Origin of the sequence: Janthinobacterium sp. 64 (assembly GCF_002813325.1) — a bacterium.
Lineage (GTDB): Bacteria > Pseudomonadota > Gammaproteobacteria > Burkholderiales > Burkholderiaceae_D > Janthinobacterium.
Map to the genome: position 1 here is coordinate 2,264,973 of NZ_PHUG01000001.1, position 18,816 is coordinate 2,283,788.

The 18,816-nt window shown below is 61.3% G+C and carries 15 protein-coding genes; 7 read left to right on the forward strand and 8 right to left on the reverse strand.

Translation table 11 applies throughout. The features are described 5' to 3' along the window. The first annotated feature begins 69 nt into the window (after positions 1–69). From CLU91_RS09920 to CLU91_RS09930, 3 genes are all read left to right on the forward strand, one after another. Complete coding sequence (locus CLU91_RS09920; RefSeq protein ID WP_157814668.1) at positions 70–354, forward strand: hypothetical protein; 285 nt, start codon at positions 70–72, stop codon at positions 352–354. 44 nt (positions 355–398) lie between these two features. After that, positions 399–1,286 carry a MurR/RpiR family transcriptional regulator gene (locus CLU91_RS09925; protein ID WP_100874018.1) on the forward strand — a complete coding sequence of 296 codons (888 nt, stop codon included), beginning with the start codon at positions 399–401 and terminating at the stop codon, positions 1,284–1,286. A gap of 82 nt (positions 1,287–1,368) precedes the next feature. Continuing rightward, positions 1,369–2,691, forward strand: coding sequence for an aspartate aminotransferase family protein (locus CLU91_RS09930; protein ID WP_100874019.1), 1,323 nt, complete (start codon positions 1,369–1,371; stop codon positions 2,689–2,691). Here the strand turns inward: CLU91_RS09930 and CLU91_RS09935 are convergent. The 7 genes from CLU91_RS09935 to CLU91_RS28245 form a co-directional block, all read right to left on the reverse strand. After that, positions 2,688–2,951 (reverse strand): PAAR domain-containing protein, encoded by a 264-nt coding sequence (locus CLU91_RS09935; protein ID WP_100874020.1) that lies wholly within the window; start codon positions 2,949–2,951, stop codon positions 2,688–2,690. The genes CLU91_RS09930 and CLU91_RS09935 overlap by 4 nt on opposite strands. 28 nt (positions 2,952–2,979) lie before the next feature. Further along, on the reverse strand, positions 2,980–4,278 hold the full coding sequence (locus CLU91_RS09940) for a hypothetical protein (protein ID WP_232730695.1): 1,299 nt from the start codon (positions 4,276–4,278) through the stop codon (positions 2,980–2,982). Then, positions 4,275–5,246, reverse strand: coding sequence for a hypothetical protein (locus CLU91_RS09945; RefSeq protein ID WP_232730696.1), 972 nt, complete (start codon positions 5,244–5,246; stop codon positions 4,275–4,277). Before CLU91_RS09945 ends, CLU91_RS09940 begins: the two co-directional genes overlap by 4 nt. Before the next feature lie 448 nt (positions 5,247–5,694). Beyond that, complete coding sequence (locus CLU91_RS09950) at positions 5,695–7,938, reverse strand: T6SS effector phospholipase Tle3 domain-containing protein (RefSeq protein ID WP_100874021.1); 2,244 nt, start codon at positions 7,936–7,938, stop codon at positions 5,695–5,697. A 69-nt stretch (positions 7,939–8,007) separates the two neighbouring features. Further along, entirely contained in the window at positions 8,008–9,351 is a 1,344-nt protein-coding gene (locus CLU91_RS09955) for a hypothetical protein (RefSeq protein ID WP_232730697.1), read from the reverse strand. 71 nt (positions 9,352–9,422) lie between these two features. Beyond that, entirely contained in the window at positions 9,423–10,586 is a 1,164-nt protein-coding gene (locus tag CLU91_RS09960; protein WP_198521295.1) for a hypothetical protein, read from the reverse strand. Between the two features lie 28 nt (positions 10,587–10,614). Then, a complete protein-coding gene (locus CLU91_RS28245) occupies positions 10,615–10,869 on the reverse strand; it encodes a type VI secretion system baseplate subunit TssF (protein WP_198521296.1) in 255 nt (84 codons plus the stop codon). Between the two features lie 203 nt (positions 10,870–11,072). On the opposite strand from CLU91_RS28245, the gene CLU91_RS09965 reads away from it, so the two are divergent. From CLU91_RS09965 to CLU91_RS09980, 4 genes are all read left to right on the forward strand, one after another. After that, positions 11,073–13,307: a serine/threonine-protein kinase gene (locus CLU91_RS09965; RefSeq protein WP_100874023.1), complete on the forward strand. Its 2,235-nt coding sequence runs from the start codon at positions 11,073–11,075 to the stop codon at positions 13,305–13,307. Next, complete coding sequence (locus tag CLU91_RS09970) at positions 13,304–13,873, forward strand: hypothetical protein (protein ID WP_100874024.1); 570 nt, start codon at positions 13,304–13,306, stop codon at positions 13,871–13,873. Before CLU91_RS09965 ends, CLU91_RS09970 begins: the two co-directional genes overlap by 4 nt. Positions 13,874–14,292: 419 nt before the next feature. After that, a complete protein-coding gene (mutS, locus tag CLU91_RS09975; RefSeq protein WP_100874025.1) occupies positions 14,293–16,995 on the forward strand; it encodes a DNA mismatch repair protein MutS in 2,703 nt (900 codons plus the stop codon). A gap of 14 nt (positions 16,996–17,009) precedes the next feature. After that, entirely contained in the window at positions 17,010–18,041 is a 1,032-nt protein-coding gene (locus CLU91_RS09980; RefSeq protein ID WP_232730698.1) for a hypothetical protein, read from the forward strand. 192 nt (positions 18,042–18,233) lie between these two features. Here CLU91_RS09980 and CLU91_RS09985 read toward each other — a convergent pair whose 3' ends face one another. Further along, the gene (locus CLU91_RS09985; RefSeq protein ID WP_100874027.1) at positions 18,234–18,785 is read right to left on the reverse strand and encodes an FKBP-type peptidyl-prolyl cis-trans isomerase; all 552 of its coding nucleotides are present in this window, start codon (positions 18,783–18,785) and stop codon (positions 18,234–18,236) included. Positions 18,786–18,816: the final 31 nt, after the last annotated feature.

The following is an 18,816-nucleotide window of genomic DNA, read 5'->3' on the forward strand; positions in this document are numbered from 1 at the left end:
GGATCTTGATTTTTCGCAATATCGTCTTCTGCCATCGTTCTAAGCTGGAAAGCCCGGCAGGAGGTGGCGATGGACGACACGCGACGACTCAGGACACAGTTATTTCAACCCGACATCCCGGTGCGGCTCGACATGCGCACGGCGGCGCTGGTCGAACATGCGCTGGCCTTGCAGGAAATGGCCGGCACGGGCGCCGCCGCCCTGTTTTTGCATTGCCACGACGTGCCGCTGCCCACCGCCTTGCGCGTGCTGACGACGGGGCCGCGCCGCCAGCCGGCCGGGCCGCACCTGTTTGCCCGCCTGCGTCCGCGCACGGCGGCCCTGGCGCAAGGCGTGCCGCTACCGGCGCGCTGACGAATCCTGTACCATCGCCGCAACCTATCCAATGAGGCACGGCGATGCAGGCAGCGACACCCCACGATTCCTATGCGGCACTGATGGACCTGATCAAGGCGCGCCATGCGGAACTGAGCCCGCAATTCCAGGCCGGCGCCCGCTACCTGGCCGACCACCCTGACGAAGTGGCCGTGTCGTCGATGCGCAGCATCGCCGCGCGCGCCCAGGTGCAGTCGGCCGCCCTCGTGCGCCTGGCGCAGCAACTGGGCTTTGCCGGCTGGCCGGAACTCAAAGCCATCTTCGTCGAGCGCCTGCGCGCGGGACCGGCCGGGTATGCTGAAAAAGCCAACGCGCTGGCTGGCAAGGAAGGCAATCTGGTCACCGAAGTGTTCACGGTGCAGCAGCGCAACCTGGCCGCCACGGAAAGCGCCAACCACGCCGCCCTGGAATCTGCCGCCAGCCTGCTGCAGGCGGCGCCCCGCGTGCACGTGGCGGGCTTTCGCGCCGCCCACCCGATCGCCTACACCCTGCACTATCTGTACCGGCTGCTGCGTCCCAGCGTGCAGCTGCTGAGCGGCCAGGGCGGCACTTTGGAAATGGACTTGCGCGCCCTGCAGGCCGGGGAGGCCGTCGTCGTCGTCAGCTTCGCGCCGTATTCGAGCGAAGCGCTGCTGGTGGCGCAGGCGGCGCGCCAGGCCGGCTGCCAGGTGGTCGCCATCAGCGACAGCGCCATGTCGCCGCTGGCCCTGCAGGCCGATGCCAGCATCGTCATCGCCATCGACAGCCCCTCGTTCTTCCCCTCCATCGTGGCCGGCGTCGCGGCCGTGGAAAGCCTGGTGGAATTGCTGGTGGCGCGCGCGGGGCCCGATGCCGTGCACGCCATCGGCGCGGCGGAAAACCAGTTGCGGAGACTGGGCGCCTACGCAAAAACATCAAATGATGTAAATTAAAAAGACTATACATCAAACGTTGCATTACGGCGCGGCGCATCCTATACTTGGCCATCTCCCTTGCCGACAAGAAAGCGATGCCATGAGCCATGTCTTCCACCGCAGCCTGACCGCCAATTACCCCGTCGCCACGGGCGGCGATGGCCCTTACCTGATCGATGCCGATGGCAAGCGCTACCTGGACGCCTGCGGCGGCGCGGCCGTGTCGTGCCTGGGCCATGCGGATGCGGCCGTCATCGCCGCCGTGCAGCAGCAGATTGCCAGCATGGCCTACGCGCACAGCGCGTTCTTTACCAGCGAACCGATGGAGCAGCTGGCCGATTTCCTCGTCGCGCGCGCGCCTGCCGGCATCGACAGCGTGTATTTCGTCTCGGGCGGGTCGGAAGCCGTGGAAAGCGCGTTGAAAATGGCGCGGCAGTATTTCGTCGAGCGGGGCCAGCCGCAGCGCCGCCACGTCATCGCGCGCCGCCAGAGCTACCACGGCAACACCCTGGGCGCCCTGGCCACGGGCGGCAACGCCTGGCGCCGCCAGCAATTCGAGCCATTGCTCATTGGCGTGACCCATGTGTCGCCCTGCTACGCCTGGCGCGAGCAGCAGGCGCATGAAACGGATGCTGACTACGTGGCGCGCCTGGGCCAGGAGCTGGAAGACAACATCGCCGCACTGGGCGCGGACAATGTCATGGCCTTCATCGCCGAACCCGTCGTCGGCGCCACGGCCGGCGCCCTGCCCGCCGTGGCCGGCTATTTTGCGCGCATGCGCGACATCTGCCAGCGCCACGGCATCTTGCTGATCCTCGACGAAGTCATGTGCGGCATGGGCCGCACGGGCAGCCTGTTCGCCTGCGAGCAGGAAGGCATCACGGCCGACCTGATCTGCATCGCCAAGGGCCTGGGCGCCGGCTACCAGCCCATCGGCGCCGTGATGGTGTCCCAGGACATCCGCGAGACCATCCGCGCCGGCACGGGCTTCTTCCAGCATGGCCACACGTATGTCGGCCACGCCACGGCCTGCGCCGCCGCCCTGGCCGTGCAGCGGCAGATCGAGGAGCGCGATTTGCTGGCCAATGTGCGCGCCATGGGCGGCTTGCTTAAGGAGCGCCTGCAGCAGCGTTTCGATGGCCATGCGCACGTGGGCGACATCCGCGGCCGCGGCCTGTTCCTGGGCCTGGAACTGGTGCAGGACCGCGATACCAAGCAACCGTTCGACCCGGCCCGCCGCCTGCACGCGCGCATCAAGGCGCACGCCATGCAGGGCGGGCTGATGTGCTACCCCATGGGCGGCACCATCGACGGCCTGCACGGCGACCACGTCCTGCTGGCGCCGCCCTACATCATCAACGCCAGCCACGTCGATGAGCTCGTCGACAAGCTGGGCGCTGCCATCGACGCCTGCGTCGTCTAACTGCGCCCGCTGTTGCCCACGGTGGACATCAGGCTGGCACCGCAGCTGGTCTTGTGACCGTCAAAGGCCACGGGCACGCCATCGATCAACACCTGCGGATCGCCCTCGGCGATCACGCAGCGCACGTGGCCCTTGATCGGACACACGCAAGGGTCGCCCTTGCGCGCCACGGCCACGCCCAGCACCGTACTGTTCGGCGCCGCCCCCACTACCTTGCCGCCATGGCTGGTGGGGTCGTTCAAACGGATCACGCCACGCATGCTTTTCTCCCTGGGTAAGTACGGCGCCTCATTGCGAAAACCCCTGGTAATACTCGCGCGCATCATGGCGCAAGCCCCACCAGGGCAGATACGCATGGTTGCCGCTGCGCGCGCGGAACCACGGCTTGTCGGGCTGGATCGGCCGCACGACGGCGGGCGGCGCCACCACCAGCGCCACCGGCGCGGACAGGTCGCTGGTGCCGGCCACCAGCACGGGTTTCCCGAAATGATGCGCGTAAGCGATGCCCAGCGCCACGTTCGTCAGGGCCGTGCCCGCGCCCGTCTCGCCCAGCACGGCCGTCAGATTGAAGCTTTGCTTCAGAAAATCGAATTCCGGCAATTGCACGGTGAGCGTCTGCGCCAGCGCACCGAGCCGTGCGGACGAATCCTGGTGTGTATTGCCCGCGTCGTGGATCAGATAGCCGATCCCGGTCTCGGCTTGATTGGCCTTGGCCGCAGCCTCTTCGATGGCCGCCGTCCACGCCTGCACCAGGCGCGGCGGTTCGCCCTTTTTGACTTCAAAATCCGCCACAGCCTTCCTGCTTGGATAGCCTAGCCATGCCAGTGGCGCGCGCTCCGTTTTAAAGTCGGGACCAGCCAGCACCAGCAGCACCAGGTTCTCGTTGATCTGCCGGTCCAGGGGCCGGCTGGGCGCATCCCAGTTCATGACCCAGACGGTTTCCTTGGGGTGAGTTTGCAGATAGTCGAGCGCCGCGGCCAAAGAAGTAAAACCGGCGTTGGGACCGCCCATGGTGACGCGGACGTCGGGTGGGGTGGAGCGGGTCCAGAGGGTGGGGAAGTTCGGGTTTCCGATGGTAAAAATGCGACGGACATAGTTCTGTACGAAGGCGGCAGACTCCACAGGATCAAGCTTATCTTCAGGCAGCGCATATTCGATACGGATACCGGCCAGTTCACGCCAGCGCGACCTATCCTTGGCAGAGTGGACGTTATAGAAGTATTCGGGATCGGAGTAATACACCCCATGAAAACGATCAAACATATCTTCGATATATTTATGGTGGTAGCCGCGGAAGGTTTCAGAGCCATTATTTCCAACCGCAATAGACGCAATGCTTTGCAGTTTGGAGTATTTTTCAGGCCTTTCCCTGACCATCTCATCGCCTGGATTCGGCTGCACCAGTCCCATAGTCCACAGTAGTTGCCATTGCGTGGGGTAATCCCGACGCTGCAGCGGATTCAACCATTGCAGTCCCACCACCTGCGCCATCAACGGGCCGCTGCGCGGCACTGCCGACTCCTGCAATGGCGGCGTCGCGCATGCTCCAAGCAACATCGACATGAGAACCGCGATCAGCGCCCTCATTGCGAAAACCCCTGGTAATACTCGCGCGCATCGTGGCGCAAGCCCCACCAGGGCAGGTACGCATGGTTGCCGCTGCGTGCGCGGAACCATGGCTTGCCGGGCTGGATCGGCCGCACGACGGCCGGCGGCGCCACCACCAGCGCCACGGGGGCGGACAGGTCGCTGGTGCCGGCCACCAGAACGGGTTTACCGACATGGTGCGCGTAGGCGATGCCCAGCGCCACGTTCGTCAGGGCCGTGCCGGCACCCGTCTCGCCCAGCACGGCGGTCAGATTGAAGCTTTGCTTGAGGAAATCGAATTCCGGCAATTGCACAGTGAGCGTCTGCGCCAGCGCGCCGAGCCGTGCGGACGAATCCTGGTGCGTATTGCCGGCGTCGTGGATCAGATAGCCGATCTCGCTATCGTGCCTGTTCGCCTTCGTTGCCGCATCCTCGATGGCCGCCGTCCACGCCTGCACCAGGCGCGGCGGTTCGCCCTTTTTGACTTCAAAATCGGCAACCTGTTTGGTACTCGGATAGCCTAGCCACGCCAGCGGCGCCCGCTCCGTCTTGTAGTCGGGGCCAGCCAGCACCAGCAGCACCAGGTTTTCGTTGATCTGCCGATCCAGGGGACGGCTGGGCGCATCCCAGTTCATGACCCAGACGGTTTCCTTGGGATGGCTTTGCAGGTAGTCGAGCGCGGCGGAAAGTGAAGTAAAACCGGCGTTGGGGCCGCCCATGGTGACGCGGACGTCGGGTGGGGTGGAGCGGGTCCAGAGGGTGGGAGAGTGGATGTTGCCGATGCTAAAAGTTCTTGCTACGCGCTGACGAACAAATTCCGTCGTCTCGACTAAATCCAGTTTCCCTTCTGGCAACGCATATTCGATATGGATGCCGGCCAGTTCACGCCAGCGTGATTTGTCCTCGGCTGAATGAACGTTATAAAAATATTCGGGGTCGGAGTAATACACATCATGGAGTAAACTCATCAACTTACTGATATATTTCTCATGATAACCATCAAATGATTCTGAACCATCATTTCCCGCCGCAATAGATGCAATGCTCTGAAGTCTAGAGTATTTATCAGGTTTTTCTTTTACCATCTCATCATCCGAATTCGGCTTGACCAACCCTAGCATCCAAAGCAATTCCCACTGTGTTGGGTAGTCTCTACGCTGCAAAGGATTTAGCCATTGCAAACCAACGACTTGGGCCATAAATGGCCGCGCTACTGGCATAGGAGTATTTTGGGTTACAGATACCACCTTTGTGCTTGTAGGCGTACGCAAGCGTACACAGGCTGACAGAATCAAGACAATCAGAAACGTACCGAGCGCATAAAAAAGTATAGATCTAACCACGGTATAGCCTCCAAAAAAATTGGAACAACTCTGCAATACACTAAAAATTCAATATCCCGCTACAAAATGGGCTTTAGTTAAATGCTCGCTCACCGGAATTGGGATGCGAATCAGGAGCAGAGTTTTCTCGCACATCAACTATAGATGCAGGAAGGCTCCCGCCCCCGTTGGTCTGCTGCGTCCAGTCCGTGATGGTCAACCCATGGAATTTCCCTTCAATAAAATACTCCTCAAATAATCTAGCTGATTCTGTTTTACTCAGCACCTCCAACAACCGCCAATCCGCCGCCACCCTCAACTTGCGCAGCTGGTCCGGCTTGATGCGGCACACGCCCACCGCCATGTCATACGCGAGCGCCCGCTCTGCGTGCATGGGGTTGGTCAGGATGGTGGAATGGTCGGTGGCGTAGGCGCCGGCCTGGCGGGACATCATTTCCTCTATCCGCGTGCTGCGCCATGCTTGGTATTCGGCGTCGGGCGTGGCGTTGGGCATTTCCTGCTGGACTTTTTGACCCGCGGGACTTTTTCCTTCGCGTACGGCTTGCGCGCGTATCACCGCGCGCTGCTCGAATCGCAGGCGCGCCTCGTCATCGGCCGTGCCCCTGGCGCTGTCCATGCGTTTGGCTTCGTTTTTCCCCGCCTGCCCCTGCAGGCCGCCGCGCGGAATCTCGTGATCGGCAAGGTAATCGTCGCCAGCAGCGCGCTGCTTGCCCTCCTGGCGCGATTCGCCGGGGGGCGCGTAGCCTTCGTCGAATTGCTCGCTTGTCTGGCCAAAGCGCAAGGACTGCGGCTTGAAGGGCGGCAAGTCGGGCGCGTTCAGTTCGATTTTCCAGTCTTTGTGGGGCAAGGCATTGCAAGGGCTTTGAGCCAGGCCCGTTGCCACGATAAACAAGGGCGCAAACCCGACCGTCAGGATGGTGGAAAAGGAGCCTTCGCTGGCCTCCACGCCCTGCTTGATGGAATACGACGCATATTTCTGCGCCGGAAACCAGAAGTCCTTGCCGCCCGGCGCAGGCTTGCGCCAGTGATCGCTCCAGTAGTGATAGCTGCCCTGCTTGCCCACCTCAAACCCCTGGGCAAACACGCGCTGCACGCACACGCCTGCGGCCTCGGTGGCCGCCAGCTCGCCGCCGTCCTTGCCGTCCTTGGCCAGCGAACCCGACAGGCCGCGCCAGCCGATGCCCTCGATGGCGATGGACGACACCACCATGTCGTGCGGATTGCAATAGATGGTCACCCTGCCATACGATGATTTCTTGCCGCCCCGCGCGGCGCCGGCAATCCCATATTGTTCACGATCTTTGGCGGCGGAAAAACCGTGCTGCACGTTGGCCATGCAGCGGTCGATTTCTTCGTCCGTCTGCGCCTCGCCCAGGCTGGCGCGCTGGCCGATGATGGCAAAGAAGTTTTTCAAGGTGGCGATGCGCGCCTGCACCGTCAGCCTGCCCGTGCTGCCGTCCGCCGCACGCAGATTGCCGGCCACCCAGTTCTCGGCGCTATTGCTTTTCGCCAGGCTGTACGGCGAATTGCAAATGACATAGTTGTCGGCCACGCAGGGAACGCCATCGGCGTTGGGCAGGCGGGCGCCGAGAAAAGCGGCCGCCATCGCCACCATCGTGCCCTGGCTGTGGCACACGATGGTGACGGGCACGTCGGCCTGCTGCTGGCGGATGGCTTCGACCAGCCGGGCCAGGCGATAGGCGGCCAGTACGAAATACGCTCGCGGCGGGCAGCTGTACACTTGCCGTTCCGGGAAGGGATTCATGTGCTGTATCGTGTTCCACAAGAATAAACCCTCGCTCAGCCCATCCTTCCACAAGTCGGCCAGTGCACTGCAGCCATTGGCAAATGGGCCGCCGCCCCAGTAATCCTGTTCGTTCAGGTAGATGCCCTTGCCGTATTGCTGCAGTTCCTCGCCCGAAGCCTTGTAGCCCCAGCGAAAGCGGATCACGGGAGAAAAAGTGCCGGCATCGCGGATCAAGGTATCGGCCGACATTTCCGGATGAAGAAAGCCTTCGTCCGTGATCTCGGCGCCATAATTGACCGCCGTCAGTTCGCCGCCCTCCACGCCACGATGCTGCAGGTGATGGCAGGAACGCTTGAGGCGTTCGTTCAGGCCCTTGCACAGGCCCTCTTCGGCTGCCGCGTACCACTCGCCATCGGAATTGACGCCGTGCACGAAGATCACGATGCCGGGCAGCGGCAACTGCTGCAGCGTGTCCCGGTCGCTGCTCTGGAAATTGGCGTTGCAGGAAAACTGACCGAGGATATCGATTTTGGGGTCGTCGCACAGCGGTGGATGGGGATCGAACAGCATGGTGTGGTCTCCAGATCCGAAACTCTCAAACCGTGGCACAAGAAAAAGCCACCGTCCTTCAAAAATGCCTCATTGCGAAAACCCCTGGTAATACTCGCGCGCATCGTGGCGCAAGCCCCACCAGGGCAGATACGCATGGTTGCCGCTGCGCGCGCGGAACCACGGTTTGTCGGGCCGGATCGGCCGCACGACGGCGGGCGGCGCCACCACCAGCGCCACAGGCGCGGACAGGTCGCTGGTGCCGGCCACCAGCACGGGTTTGCCGACATGGTGCGCGTAGGCGATGCCCAGCGCCACGTTCGTCAGGGCCGTGCCGGCACCCGTCTCGCCCAGCACGGCGGTCAGATTGAAGCTTTGCTTGAGGAAATCGAATTCCGGCAATTGCACAGTGAGCGTCTGCGCCAGCGCGCCGAGCCGTGCGGACGAATCCTGGTGCGTATTGCCGGCGTCGTGGATCAGATAGCCGATCTCGCTATCGTGCCTGTTCGCCTTCGCCGCCGCCTCCTCGATGGCCGCCGTCCACGCCTGCACCAGGCGCGGCGGTTCGCCCTTTTTGACTTCAAAATCGGCAACCTGTTTGGTACTCGGATAGCCTAGCCACGCCAGCGGCGCCCGCTCCGTCTTGTAGTCGGGGCCAGCCAGCACCAGCAGCACCAGGTTTTCGTTGATCTGCCGATCCAGGGGACGGCTGGGCGCATCCCAGTTCATGACCCAGACGGTTTCCTTGGGATGGCTTTGCAGGTAGTCGAGCGCGGCGGAAAGTGAAGTAAAACCGGCGTTGGGACCGCCCGTGGTGATGCGGACGTCGGGGAGCGTAGAACGCGTCCAAAGGGTAGGAAAGTTGGGGTTACCAATCGTAAAGGTGCGTCGGACGTAGTCCTGCACGAAGGCTCCTGCATCCGCCGGATCGAGTTCCCCTTCAGGAATGGCGTATTCGATATGGATCCCAGCCAACTCACGCCAGCGTGAGCGATTCTCGGCTGAATGAACGTTATAAAAGTATTCGGGGTCGGAATAGTAAATATCGTGGAATAGATTCATGATTTCGCGAATATATTTTCGATGATAGCCACGAAAAGTTTCCTCACCTTCATTGCCTGCGACAACAGGCGACACGGCCTGCAAACTGGAGTACTTTTTTGGATTCTCCTTGACCATATCATCGTCGGGATTCGGTCGTACTAGTCCTAATGTCCACAGCAATTGCCATTGAGTGGGATAATCCCGACGCTGCAAGGGATTCAGCCATTGCACAGCGACAACTTGCGCCATATATGGGCTTTTTTTAGTGTCAGGTGATTCGGCAACGGCCTTTTCCGACGTAGGAGGCGATGAACGAAGACGCGCACAGGCTGTCAGGAAAAGCAACGCCAGAAAAATCATCAAAGCATAAATAAAAAAGGATTTCGTCATATTGAATTCTCCATTGTTGAAACAGATTTCAAATAACAGCATCTGATATGACTGAAAAAACCACTGTAATGTCACCCATGAGCACGCTCTCCAGACGTTGGCTTAGAATCCTTCGAAGGATTTTCACGCTCGTCGACTATTAAACTAGGCATACTGGCTGGCCCGTCTTTATCCCCTGCCCAATCGGTTATCGTCAATTCATCAATGGTGGCACTTGTAAAATACTGTTCAAATATCTTTGCAGAAGCAGCTTCACCCAACCACTTCAACAACCGCCAATCCGCCGCCACCCTCAACCTGCGCAACTGGTCCGGCTTGATGCGGCACACGCCCACCGCCACGTCATACGCGAGCGCCCGCTCTGAGTGCATGGGGTTGGTCAGGATGGTGGAATGGTCGGTGGCGTAGGCGCCGACCTGGCGGGACATCATTTCCTCTATCCGCGTGCTGCGCCATTGCAGGAATTCGGCGTCAGGCGTGGCGTTGGGCATTTCCTGCTGCACTTTTTGGCCTGCGGGACTTTTCCCTTCCCGTACGGCTTGCGCGCGTATCACCGCGCGCTGCTCGAATCGCAGGCGCGCCTCGTCATCGGCCGTGCCCCTGGCGCTGTCCATGCGTTTGGCTTCGTTTTTCCCCGCCTGCCCCTGCAGGCCGCCGCGCGGAATCTCGTGATCGGCAAGGTAATCGTCGCCAGCAGCGCGCTGCTTGCCCTCCTGGCGCGATTCGCCGGGGGGCGCGTAGCCTTCGTCGAATTGCTCGCTTGTCTGGCCAAAGCGCAAGGACTGCGGCTTGAAGGGCGGCAAGTCGGGCGCGTTCAGTTCGATTTTCCAGTCTTTGTGGGGCAAGGCATTGCAAGGGCTTTGAGCCAGGCCCGTTGCCACGATAAACAAGGGCGCAAACCCGACCGTCAGGATGGTGGAAAAGGAGCCTTCGCTGGCCTCCACGCCCTGCTTGATGGAATACGACGCATATTTCTGCGCCGGAAACCAGAAGTCCTTGCCGCCCGGCGCAGGCTTGCGCCAGTGATCGCTCCAGTAGTGATAACTGCCCTGCTTGCCCACCTCAAACCCCTGGGCAAACACGCGCTGCACGCACACGCCTGCGGCCTCGGTGGCCGCCAGTTCGCCGCCGGGCGCAGCACCGGCAATCCCATATTGATCGAGGTCCGCAGCGGCGGACAAGCCGTGCTGCGCATTGGCCATCGAGCGGTCGATTTCCTCGTTTGTCTGCGCCATGCCCAGACTGGCGCGCTGGCGGATGATGTCAAAGAAGTTTTTCAAGGTGGCTATGCGCGCATGCACCCTGCCCGTGCTGCCGTCCCACGATGCCCAACGCGCCGGCGATGGCCGGATAGCGCCGGGCAAACGCCTGATTGTGCGCATGCAAGGTGCCCAGTTCGCGCTCGTAATACTGCAGCAGCTCATCCATCCCCGCTCCCGTCGCCAGATCGGCACATGCCGGTATCATCCCATCTGCATTATTGAGGAAGCGGGAACAAGGAAAGTTGAGTTGGGACAAGATTGCATGCATCAGCAAGGAATGCCATCCCGGCGCTGGCATGGCAGCTTTTGTTCACTCCTTGTCAATATTAATTGACTTATTCGAAACAATCGTTTTAAATCAGGAAGTTACTCAAAATCAATCATCTTGGGCACTCAAGCATCGCATTGACCCTTTTCGATGTTTGCCGTCCACGCTGATGCACTCTGAAGCCAAGGTATATGGAACTGCTCGACTCCCTGCGTCAGACCCCACCGCAAGACGACACGATCAGCGGGCACTATGAAGTGCGCCGCTTGCTGGGCGAAGGCGGTTTCGGCCATGTATTCGAAGCCTGGGATGCCAAGCTGTGCCGCAGCGTGGCGCTCAAGCGCCTGAAACCGCAAGCCGACGTGCTGCATCCGGAAAAACTCATCAATGAAGCGCGCCTGGCCGCCTCGCTCAGGCATGCGGCCTTCGTGCGCATCTTTGCCATCGAGGGCCAGGGCACGAGCCAGTCCATCGTCATGGAACTGGTCGAAGGCCAGACGCTGGGGCAATTCATGCACAGCGGCAAGGCTGACTTGCAGGCGGCGCTCGACATCGCCTACCAGATCGCCGACGCCATGGACGAGGCGCACGCCATGGACCTCGTCCACGGCGACCTGAAACCGTCGAACCTGATGCTGGAGGCAAGCGGCAAGGTGCGCATCCTCGACTTCGGCCTGGCGCGCCACATCGACCCGCAAGCGACGCAAACGACCACCCTGTGCGACTTGCAGGGCACGATCGCCTACATGGCGCCCGAGCGCCTGATGGGCCGCCTGCCCGACACGCGCGGCGACGTGTATGCCTTGGGCGCCATGCTGTACGAAATGCTGGCCGGCCAGCGCCACTTCGCCCACCTGAACGGCCTGGCCCTGGCCGCTGCCCACATGCAGGCAACGGAGCCGTGGCCCGACCTGCCCGACTCCGTCCCGCCCGCCATCAACGCCCTCGTGCGCGCGATGACGGCGCACGACCCGGCCGAACGGCCACGCACCATGCGTGACGTGCGCGAGGCGATTGGGACGCAGCGTAGCAAAGTGGATTTGCCGCAAGCGGCGGTTTCGTCCATACGGGAGTCCGGCAAGAATGAGAACAGGCCTCCCGCCGCTATCGCCATCCGGCTACGTCTTCCAGTCAAGCGCACCCTGTTCGCCTGCGCAGCGCTCGCGATCCTTGCAATGAGCGCCTGGAAGGCGCCGGAGATAAGGCAGGCGATTGATGAGCGCAGGGCTGCTGCGTCGTATTCGGAAATGGCCTCCATCGCTGCCGGCATAGAAGCGTTGCGCGTATTTGACCGCGATACAAGTCAGAAACAGGCAATCGCACATTTCAGCACTGTCCTCAAGCACAATCCAGCCAGCGCCGCTGCCTCTGCGGGCCTGTCGCTTGCCTCATCTCTACGCTATATCGGAGATGGCCGCGATGACACTTGGCTGCAGCGCGCGGACGCAGGAGCCCAGCAGGCGCTGGCTCTGGACAATCAATTGGCGCTGGCCCACATAGCGCATGCCTGGGTGCTTGAATTTCAAGGCAAACGGGAGGAGGCGCTGAACGCATCGACCAAAGCCTTGAACCTGGATCCGAATAATTTACTGGGACTTGTCGGCAAGGCACGCCAGTTGATTCATTTGAAGAAATTTGATCTGGCCCAGTCTGCCCTTGACAACGCGTCCGCTTTGTATCCCAAGGAGCGGCTATTCTCGATATTACGCGGAGCCATGCTGTATCGACAAGCCGACTACACGGGTGCCGAACAGGCATTTCGCAAAAGCATAGCGCTCGATCCGCAATCGGCCAATGCCTACGCCTATTTACACGCCGTCCTCATGCATCAGAACCGGAACGACGAAGCCATGCGCGTCTTGCAGCAAGGCTTGCAGTTCCAACCACACTGGGAACTATATAATAATCTTGGGACATCCCTGTTCGCCAAGGCAGATTATCTGGGTGCCGTACGATCCTTTGAAAAAGCGGTATCTGCCAGTAACGGCAGCCCTGGCCACTATCAATTATGGGCCAATCTTGCTGATGCACAGCGTTGGATACCTGCACAAACCGCAGCATCGCAGCGGTCATACCAGCGCGCCATCGCACTTCTCACTCCAATCCTGGCACGCATGCCGGAAGATGCCACTGCCAACTCGCGCATGGCCTTATATTTAGCCTATGTGGGTGCAAAACAGGAAACACTCGATAAAGTCAGAAAAGCCATCGCCATCGCTCCTCATCTACCCGATGTGCAATTCCGGGCAGCCTTGACGTATGAGCTGACAGGCAATCGTGATGTCGCCGTGACGGCGCTGCTGGAAGCCGTCAAACTTGGCTATCCACTCAATCTGATCGAAACCGCTCCCGATCTATTGAACCTCAGGCGAGACGCTCGCTACCAGCAGTTTATTATCAACATGAAAAGAGATCCTAAAACATGACGCCTGTAAGCCCGTGGATGAAATTATCCGTACATTTTGACGCAGATCAGATCACCAACCAACTCGACTACAACTTCACCTCGTGTGATGGCACGGCAGATCCACGCCACGGTCCCTATATGGGTGGCGTGCACTTCCAGCAAGGCCAGCACGTATATTTGGACGTTAATTGCTGCGGTTCCAAGGAAAGTGGATTCACGTCGTTCCAAATTGTCGATTGCTGCCTCATCACTGTGCCCCAGTTGACCCAGATTGGCGCCAACGTGCCAACCCGCTACTCGCCACCGTCGCCTTTCCTGCAGGCGCTTGGTGCCACCTACAATTTACCACTGGACTTTGAGTCCCAGGTATTGCTGGAAGACCCGACAGATCCTGCGTTACCAGTGCTGCGTCGTATCCGCCAGGAATGGAAACATACGCTTGATGTAGGACATGCCAAGGGTCGCTGGGAACTGTCTTTCGTGCTCACCGTCCGCATTTTCCGCAGCGAACAAGATCTACCTGAATTGCGCGTGTTTAGCTTCGATCCGGAAGCCTCGGTCGGCGGAACAATAGGCTGGGACTAACCCTGCCGCGCAAGGCGCCAGCCGCTCTGCGAAAGCACGCTATTTATGAAATGCCTAAGCCGCGCCGATAAATGTCGATGCGGTTTTTTTGACTGCAAGGATAAGCAAGTATTCAATTTTCTTTCTTACGTTGAAAGAAGTTCAGGTATTGATCTCAGAATAATCTTGATATTCCACAAAAATCGGAACGACTCCCCTTGCCCATGGTCGCCGCAGCCCTTCCTGCAAGCCACCGCGCCACCGCCATCCGCGCGGCTTTTTCACATCCGCACGCAATACGCCGCCCCGCCTGCCGAAAGCGGTAAAATGACGGCCTTGAACCCAAGCTCCGCCCCCTGGCGCGGCCTGGCACGCACACAGCACCACCCACAGCCCGGCAGGCACGCCTTCCCTGCCGCCGGACCAACGACAAAGAACACATGACCACCGTCCCAAAAGAAATCAACGCCGCCGCGGCAAAGAAAAATTCGGCTGAAAAGCTCACTCCCATGATGCAGCAATATCTAGGCATCAAGGAAAACCACCCGACGATGTTGGTCTTCTACCGCATGGGCGATTTCTACGAGCTGTTTTTCGAGGACGCGGAAAAAGCCTCACGCCTGCTGGGCATTACCCTGACGGCGCGCGGCGTAGCCAGTGGCAATCCCATCAAGATGTGCGGCGTGCCGTTTCATTCGCTCGACGGCTACCTGGCCAAGCTGGTCAAGCTGGGCGAGTCGGTGGCCATTTGCGAACAGATCGGCGATCCGGCCACCAGCAAGGGGCCTGTCGAGCGCAAGGTCATGCGCGTGGTCACGCCCGGCACCCTGACGGATGCGGACTTGCTGCCAGAGAAGGCCGAGCGCCCGCTGCTGGCCATGTGCAGCATCACGCAGCGCAAGACGGTCACCACGGGCCTGGCCTGGCTGTCGCTGGCCAGCGGGGCCTTGAAACTGATGGAGTTTTCCGGCGACAGCAGCACCGTGGCCGCGCGCCTGCAGCAGGAACTGGAACGCATCGTGCCGGCGGAAATTCTCAGCGGCGACAATGGCAACCTGTTTGACGACTACGCGGGCACGCACATCAACCGCGTGCCGGACTGGCATTTTGACGTGGTCGGCGGCCACAAGGCCCTGCTCGACCAGCTGGGCGTGGCGACCTTGACGGGTTTTGGCGCCGATGGCCTCGGTGCCGCGTTCGGCGCGGCCGGCGCGCTGCTGCGCTATGCGCAATCGACGCAGGGTCGCGGCTTGCAGCACGTGCGCTCCCTGACGACGGAAACGGAAAGCGAATTCATCGGCCTGGACGCGGCCACGCGGCGCAACCTGGAGTTGACGGAAACCATCCGCGGCCAGGAATCGCCTACGCTGTTCTCGCTGCTGGATCATTGCCGCACCGCCATGGGTTCGCGCATGCTGCGCCACTGGCTGCACCATGCGCGGCGCGACCAGAACGTGGCGCGCGCGCGCCATGAAGCCATCGCCGCGCTGGCGCAAAGCGAAGCGGCGGGACCGCTCGCCGCCACGCTGGCGCAAGTGCCCGACATCGAACGCATCACCACGCGCATCGCCCTGCTGTCGGCGCGTCCGCGCGACCTGGCCGCCCTGCGCGACGGTTTATTACAACTGCCGGCTCTGCGCGGCGACGTGGTGCGTTGTTATAGGGGTGAACAATGCGGCCAGGGCGGCGAAAGCGGTTTGCTGGCCGCCATCCACGCGGCCCTCGCCACGCCAACGGCCTGCCTGGACTTGCTGGTGCGCGCCGTGGCGCAGGAACCGGCCGCCATGGTGCGCGACGGCGGCGTGTTTGCCACCGGCTTCGACGCCGAACTCGATGAATTGCGCGCGCTGTCGGAAAACGCGGGCCAGTTCCTGCTCGACCTGGAAACGCGCGAACGCGCACGCACCGGCATCGCCAACCTGCGCGTCGAATACAACAAGGTGCACGGCTTCTATATTGAAGTCACGCACGGCCAGACGGACAAGGTGCCGGACGACTACCGCCGCCGCCAGACCCTGAAAAACGCCGAACGCTACATCACGCCCGAACTCAAAGTGTTCGAAGACAAGGCCCTGTCGGCGCAAGACAAGGCACTGGTGCGCGAAAAACTGCTGTACGACCTGCTGCTGGCCGAGCTGGCGCCACACATCGGCACCTTGCAGACGATTTCGCAGGGCCTGGCCCAGCTCGACACCCTGAATGCGCTGACGGAACATGCGCAGCAGCACAACTGGGCCGCGCCGCAACTGGTCGACGAGCCGTGCATCAACATCATCGAAGGCCGCCACCCCGTGGTGGAAAAGCAGATCGAACGCTTCATCGCCAACGATTGCCGCCTCGTCAACGAGCGCCGTCTGCTGCTGATTACCGGCCCGAACATGGGCGGTAAATCGACCTTCATGCGCCAGGTGGCGCTCATCACCCTGCTGGCTTACGTGGGCAGCTATGTGCCGGCCGCATCCGCCACCATCGGTCCCATCGACCGCATCTTCACGCGCATCGGCGCCACCGACGACCTGGCGGGCGGACGCTCGACCTTCATGGTGGAAATGACGGAATCGGCCGCGATTTTGAACGGCGCCACAGAACACTCGCTGGTGCTGATGGATGAAGTCGGCCGCGGCACCTCGACCTTCGACGGCCTGGCCCTGGCGTGGGCCATCGCGCGCCATCTGATCGACAGCAGCCGCAGCTTCACCCTGTTCGCCACGCACTACTTTGAGCTGACGCAACTGCCGGACAGCCACCCGAGCGCCGCCAACGTGCATCTGTCCGCCGTCGAGCACAAGGACAGCATCGTCTTCCTGCACGCCGTGCAAGCCGGTCCCGCTTCGCAAAGCTACGGCTTGCAGGTGGCGCAGCTGGCCGGCGTGCCGCAACCGGTGATCAAGGCCGCGCGCAAGCACCTGGCGCGCCTGGAAGCGCAGGCGCTCGACGCCACGCCGCAGCGCGACCTGTTCGCCGCACCGGCAACCGATCCGTATGCGCAAGAGGAAGAAGAGGAAGCTGCAGCGCCGCTGGTTGCGCTCAACGAAGCGCAGCAAGCCTTGCTCGACGCCATCGCCGACCTCGATCCCGATGCGCTGACGCCGCGCGACGCGCTGGAGCAGTTGTACCAGTTGAAACGGCTGGCCGCCGCATGACCATACGGCGCAGCATGGCTAGCCTACGCCTGCGCCTGCTGGCCGCCGGCATGCTGGCCGCCAGCCTGCCATGGCAAGCGGCGCTGGCCGCACCAAGCGACCAGGCCGGCTTCGAGTTTGCCGTGCTGGGCCATTCCTTCAACGCGGGGCCGGACGACGGCCCCCTGAAAAAAGCCATCGCGGAAACGAGCGCCTTCAATGCCTCGTTTGTGGTGGCTACCGGCATCAAGGCCGCCAGCGCATCCTGCAGCGACAAGCTGTACAGCCAGCGCAAGGACGTGCTGGACGCCAGCGGGCCGCCGCTGATCGTCTCGCTGTCGGCCAGCGACTGGGCCAACTGCCGCAATTCGCGCGGCAGGGTCAACGCCATCGAGCGCCTGAACCGCTTGCGCGACGTGTATTTTGCCGACGACCAGAGCCTGGGCCAGCGCAAGCTGACCCTGTCGCGGCTGTCATCGACGGCGAAGTTCCGCAGCTATGCGGAAAATGCCCACTGGGAATACGGCGGTGTGCTGTTTGCCACCATCAACCTGCCCGCGAATAACAACCATTTCCTGCCAGAAGCGGGACGCAACAGCGAATTCGAAGACCGCCTGGTCGCCAACCGTTCCTGGCTGCAGCGCCTGTTCGCCATGGCACAGCGCAAGCAGCTCGACGGCATCGTGCTGTTTTCCGATGGCGACGTGGGCGTGCTGGACGAAGACGACAATTCGCTGCTGCCCAGCTTCAGTTCGAAACAGGACGGCTTTGCCGGACCGCGCAAGCAGATCCGTACCCTGGCAAAGAAATTCAGCGGCAAGGTGTTATTGGTCGATACGCAGCGCGCTGGCGATGCGGATGGCAAGGAGGGCAAGAGTAAAAAGGCCGCGGCCAGGGTTGGCGGGCCAAAAATCAGCTGGAAAGGCAACCTGGGCCACGTCAGCATCGACAACGACTGGTCCGCCATCGCCGTACGGCCCGGCAAGACGCCATTCTTTGATGTGCGTCAACGGGCCACGCGCCCATCGGCGCAAGCGCGGGTTAAGGCGTCGACTGTGCGCAGATAAACGTGCGCCGCAATAGATAAAGGCCGACGCAAAGCCAGCCTTTATCTATCCAATCCACCAGCGTCACGGCGCCTGACAAAACCGTAGCGAGCAGCTGCGCGGCGTGGCCGAGAAGCGCAACCGTACTAGAGTACGGTGAGCATCGCCGGCCGCGCCCCGCTGCGCGCAGTAGGTTTGGTCAGGCGCCCCAGATTAGTGAATCGGATGCGTGCGGAAGTGATCGCCCTCGTCGCCTTCATCATCGCCATCTTCATCGCCATGGTCATGGCCGTGTGCGCCATGCACGTGGCCATGGGCGATTTCTTCGTCGGTGGCTTCGCGCACGTCAGCGACGGTCAGCGAGAAGCGCAGCGCGATGCCGGCCAGTGGATGGTTGCCGTCCAGCACGACTTTGTCGTCGGCGATATCGGTCACCGTGAAGATCATCGCTTCTTCGTCCGGCGAATCGCTTTCCGGCATGCCTTCGAACTGCATGCCCACTTCCAGCGGCTCAGGCAGGCGATTGCGCGGCTCGACCTTGACCAGGGCTGGATCGTATTCACCGAAAGCATCATCCGGTTCGATCTGGATCGTGTTGGAATAGCCAACTTCCTTGCCGTCGAGCTCTTCTTCGATCTTTGGCAGGGTGTTTTCATAATCACCGTGCAGGTAGACCATCGGCTGGCGGCCGTCTTCGATCAGATTGTCTTGCGCGTCTGACAGTTTGTAGTTGACAGTCACGACCGTATTTTTGGCAATCTTCATTATGCTTCCTTTCATTGTATAAGCTGGCAAA

Coding starts and splice junctions, on each gene's coding strand:
- CLU91_RS09920 (WP_157814668.1), top strand. CDS start 70: ATGGACGACACGCGACGACTCAGGACACAGTTATTTCAACCCGACATC.
- CLU91_RS09925 (WP_100874018.1), top strand. CDS start 399: ATGCAGGCAGCGACACCCCACGATTCCTATGCGGCACTGATGGACCTG.
- CLU91_RS09930 (WP_100874019.1), top strand. CDS start 1,369: ATGAGCCATGTCTTCCACCGCAGCCTGACCGCCAATTACCCCGTCGCC.
- CLU91_RS09935 (WP_100874020.1), bottom strand. CDS start 2,951: ATGCGTGGCGTGATCCGTTTGAACGACCCCACCAGCCATGGCGGCAAG.
- CLU91_RS09940 (WP_232730695.1), bottom strand. CDS start 4,278: ATGAGGGCGCTGATCGCGGTTCTCATGTCGATGTTGCTTGGAGCATGC.
- CLU91_RS09945 (WP_232730696.1), bottom strand. CDS start 5,246: ATGAGTTTACTCCATGATGTGTATTACTCCGACCCCGAATATTTTTAT.
- CLU91_RS09950 (WP_100874021.1), bottom strand. CDS start 7,938: ATGCTGTTCGATCCCCATCCACCGCTGTGCGACGACCCCAAAATCGAT.
- CLU91_RS09955 (WP_232730697.1), bottom strand. CDS start 9,351: ATGACGAAATCCTTTTTTATTTATGCTTTGATGATTTTTCTGGCGTTG.
- CLU91_RS09960 (WP_198521295.1), bottom strand. CDS start 10,586: ATGGCGCAGACAAACGAGGAAATCGACCGCTCGATGGCCAATGCGCAG.
- CLU91_RS09965 (WP_100874023.1), top strand. CDS start 11,073: ATGGAACTGCTCGACTCCCTGCGTCAGACCCCACCGCAAGACGACACG.
- CLU91_RS09970 (WP_100874024.1), top strand. CDS start 13,304: ATGACGCCTGTAAGCCCGTGGATGAAATTATCCGTACATTTTGACGCA.
- mutS (WP_100874025.1), top strand. CDS start 14,293: ATGACCACCGTCCCAAAAGAAATCAACGCCGCCGCGGCAAAGAAAAAT.
- CLU91_RS09980 (WP_232730698.1), top strand. CDS start 17,010: ATGGCTAGCCTACGCCTGCGCCTGCTGGCCGCCGGCATGCTGGCCGCC.
- CLU91_RS09985 (WP_100874027.1), bottom strand. CDS start 18,785: ATGAAGATTGCCAAAAATACGGTCGTGACTGTCAACTACAAACTGTCA.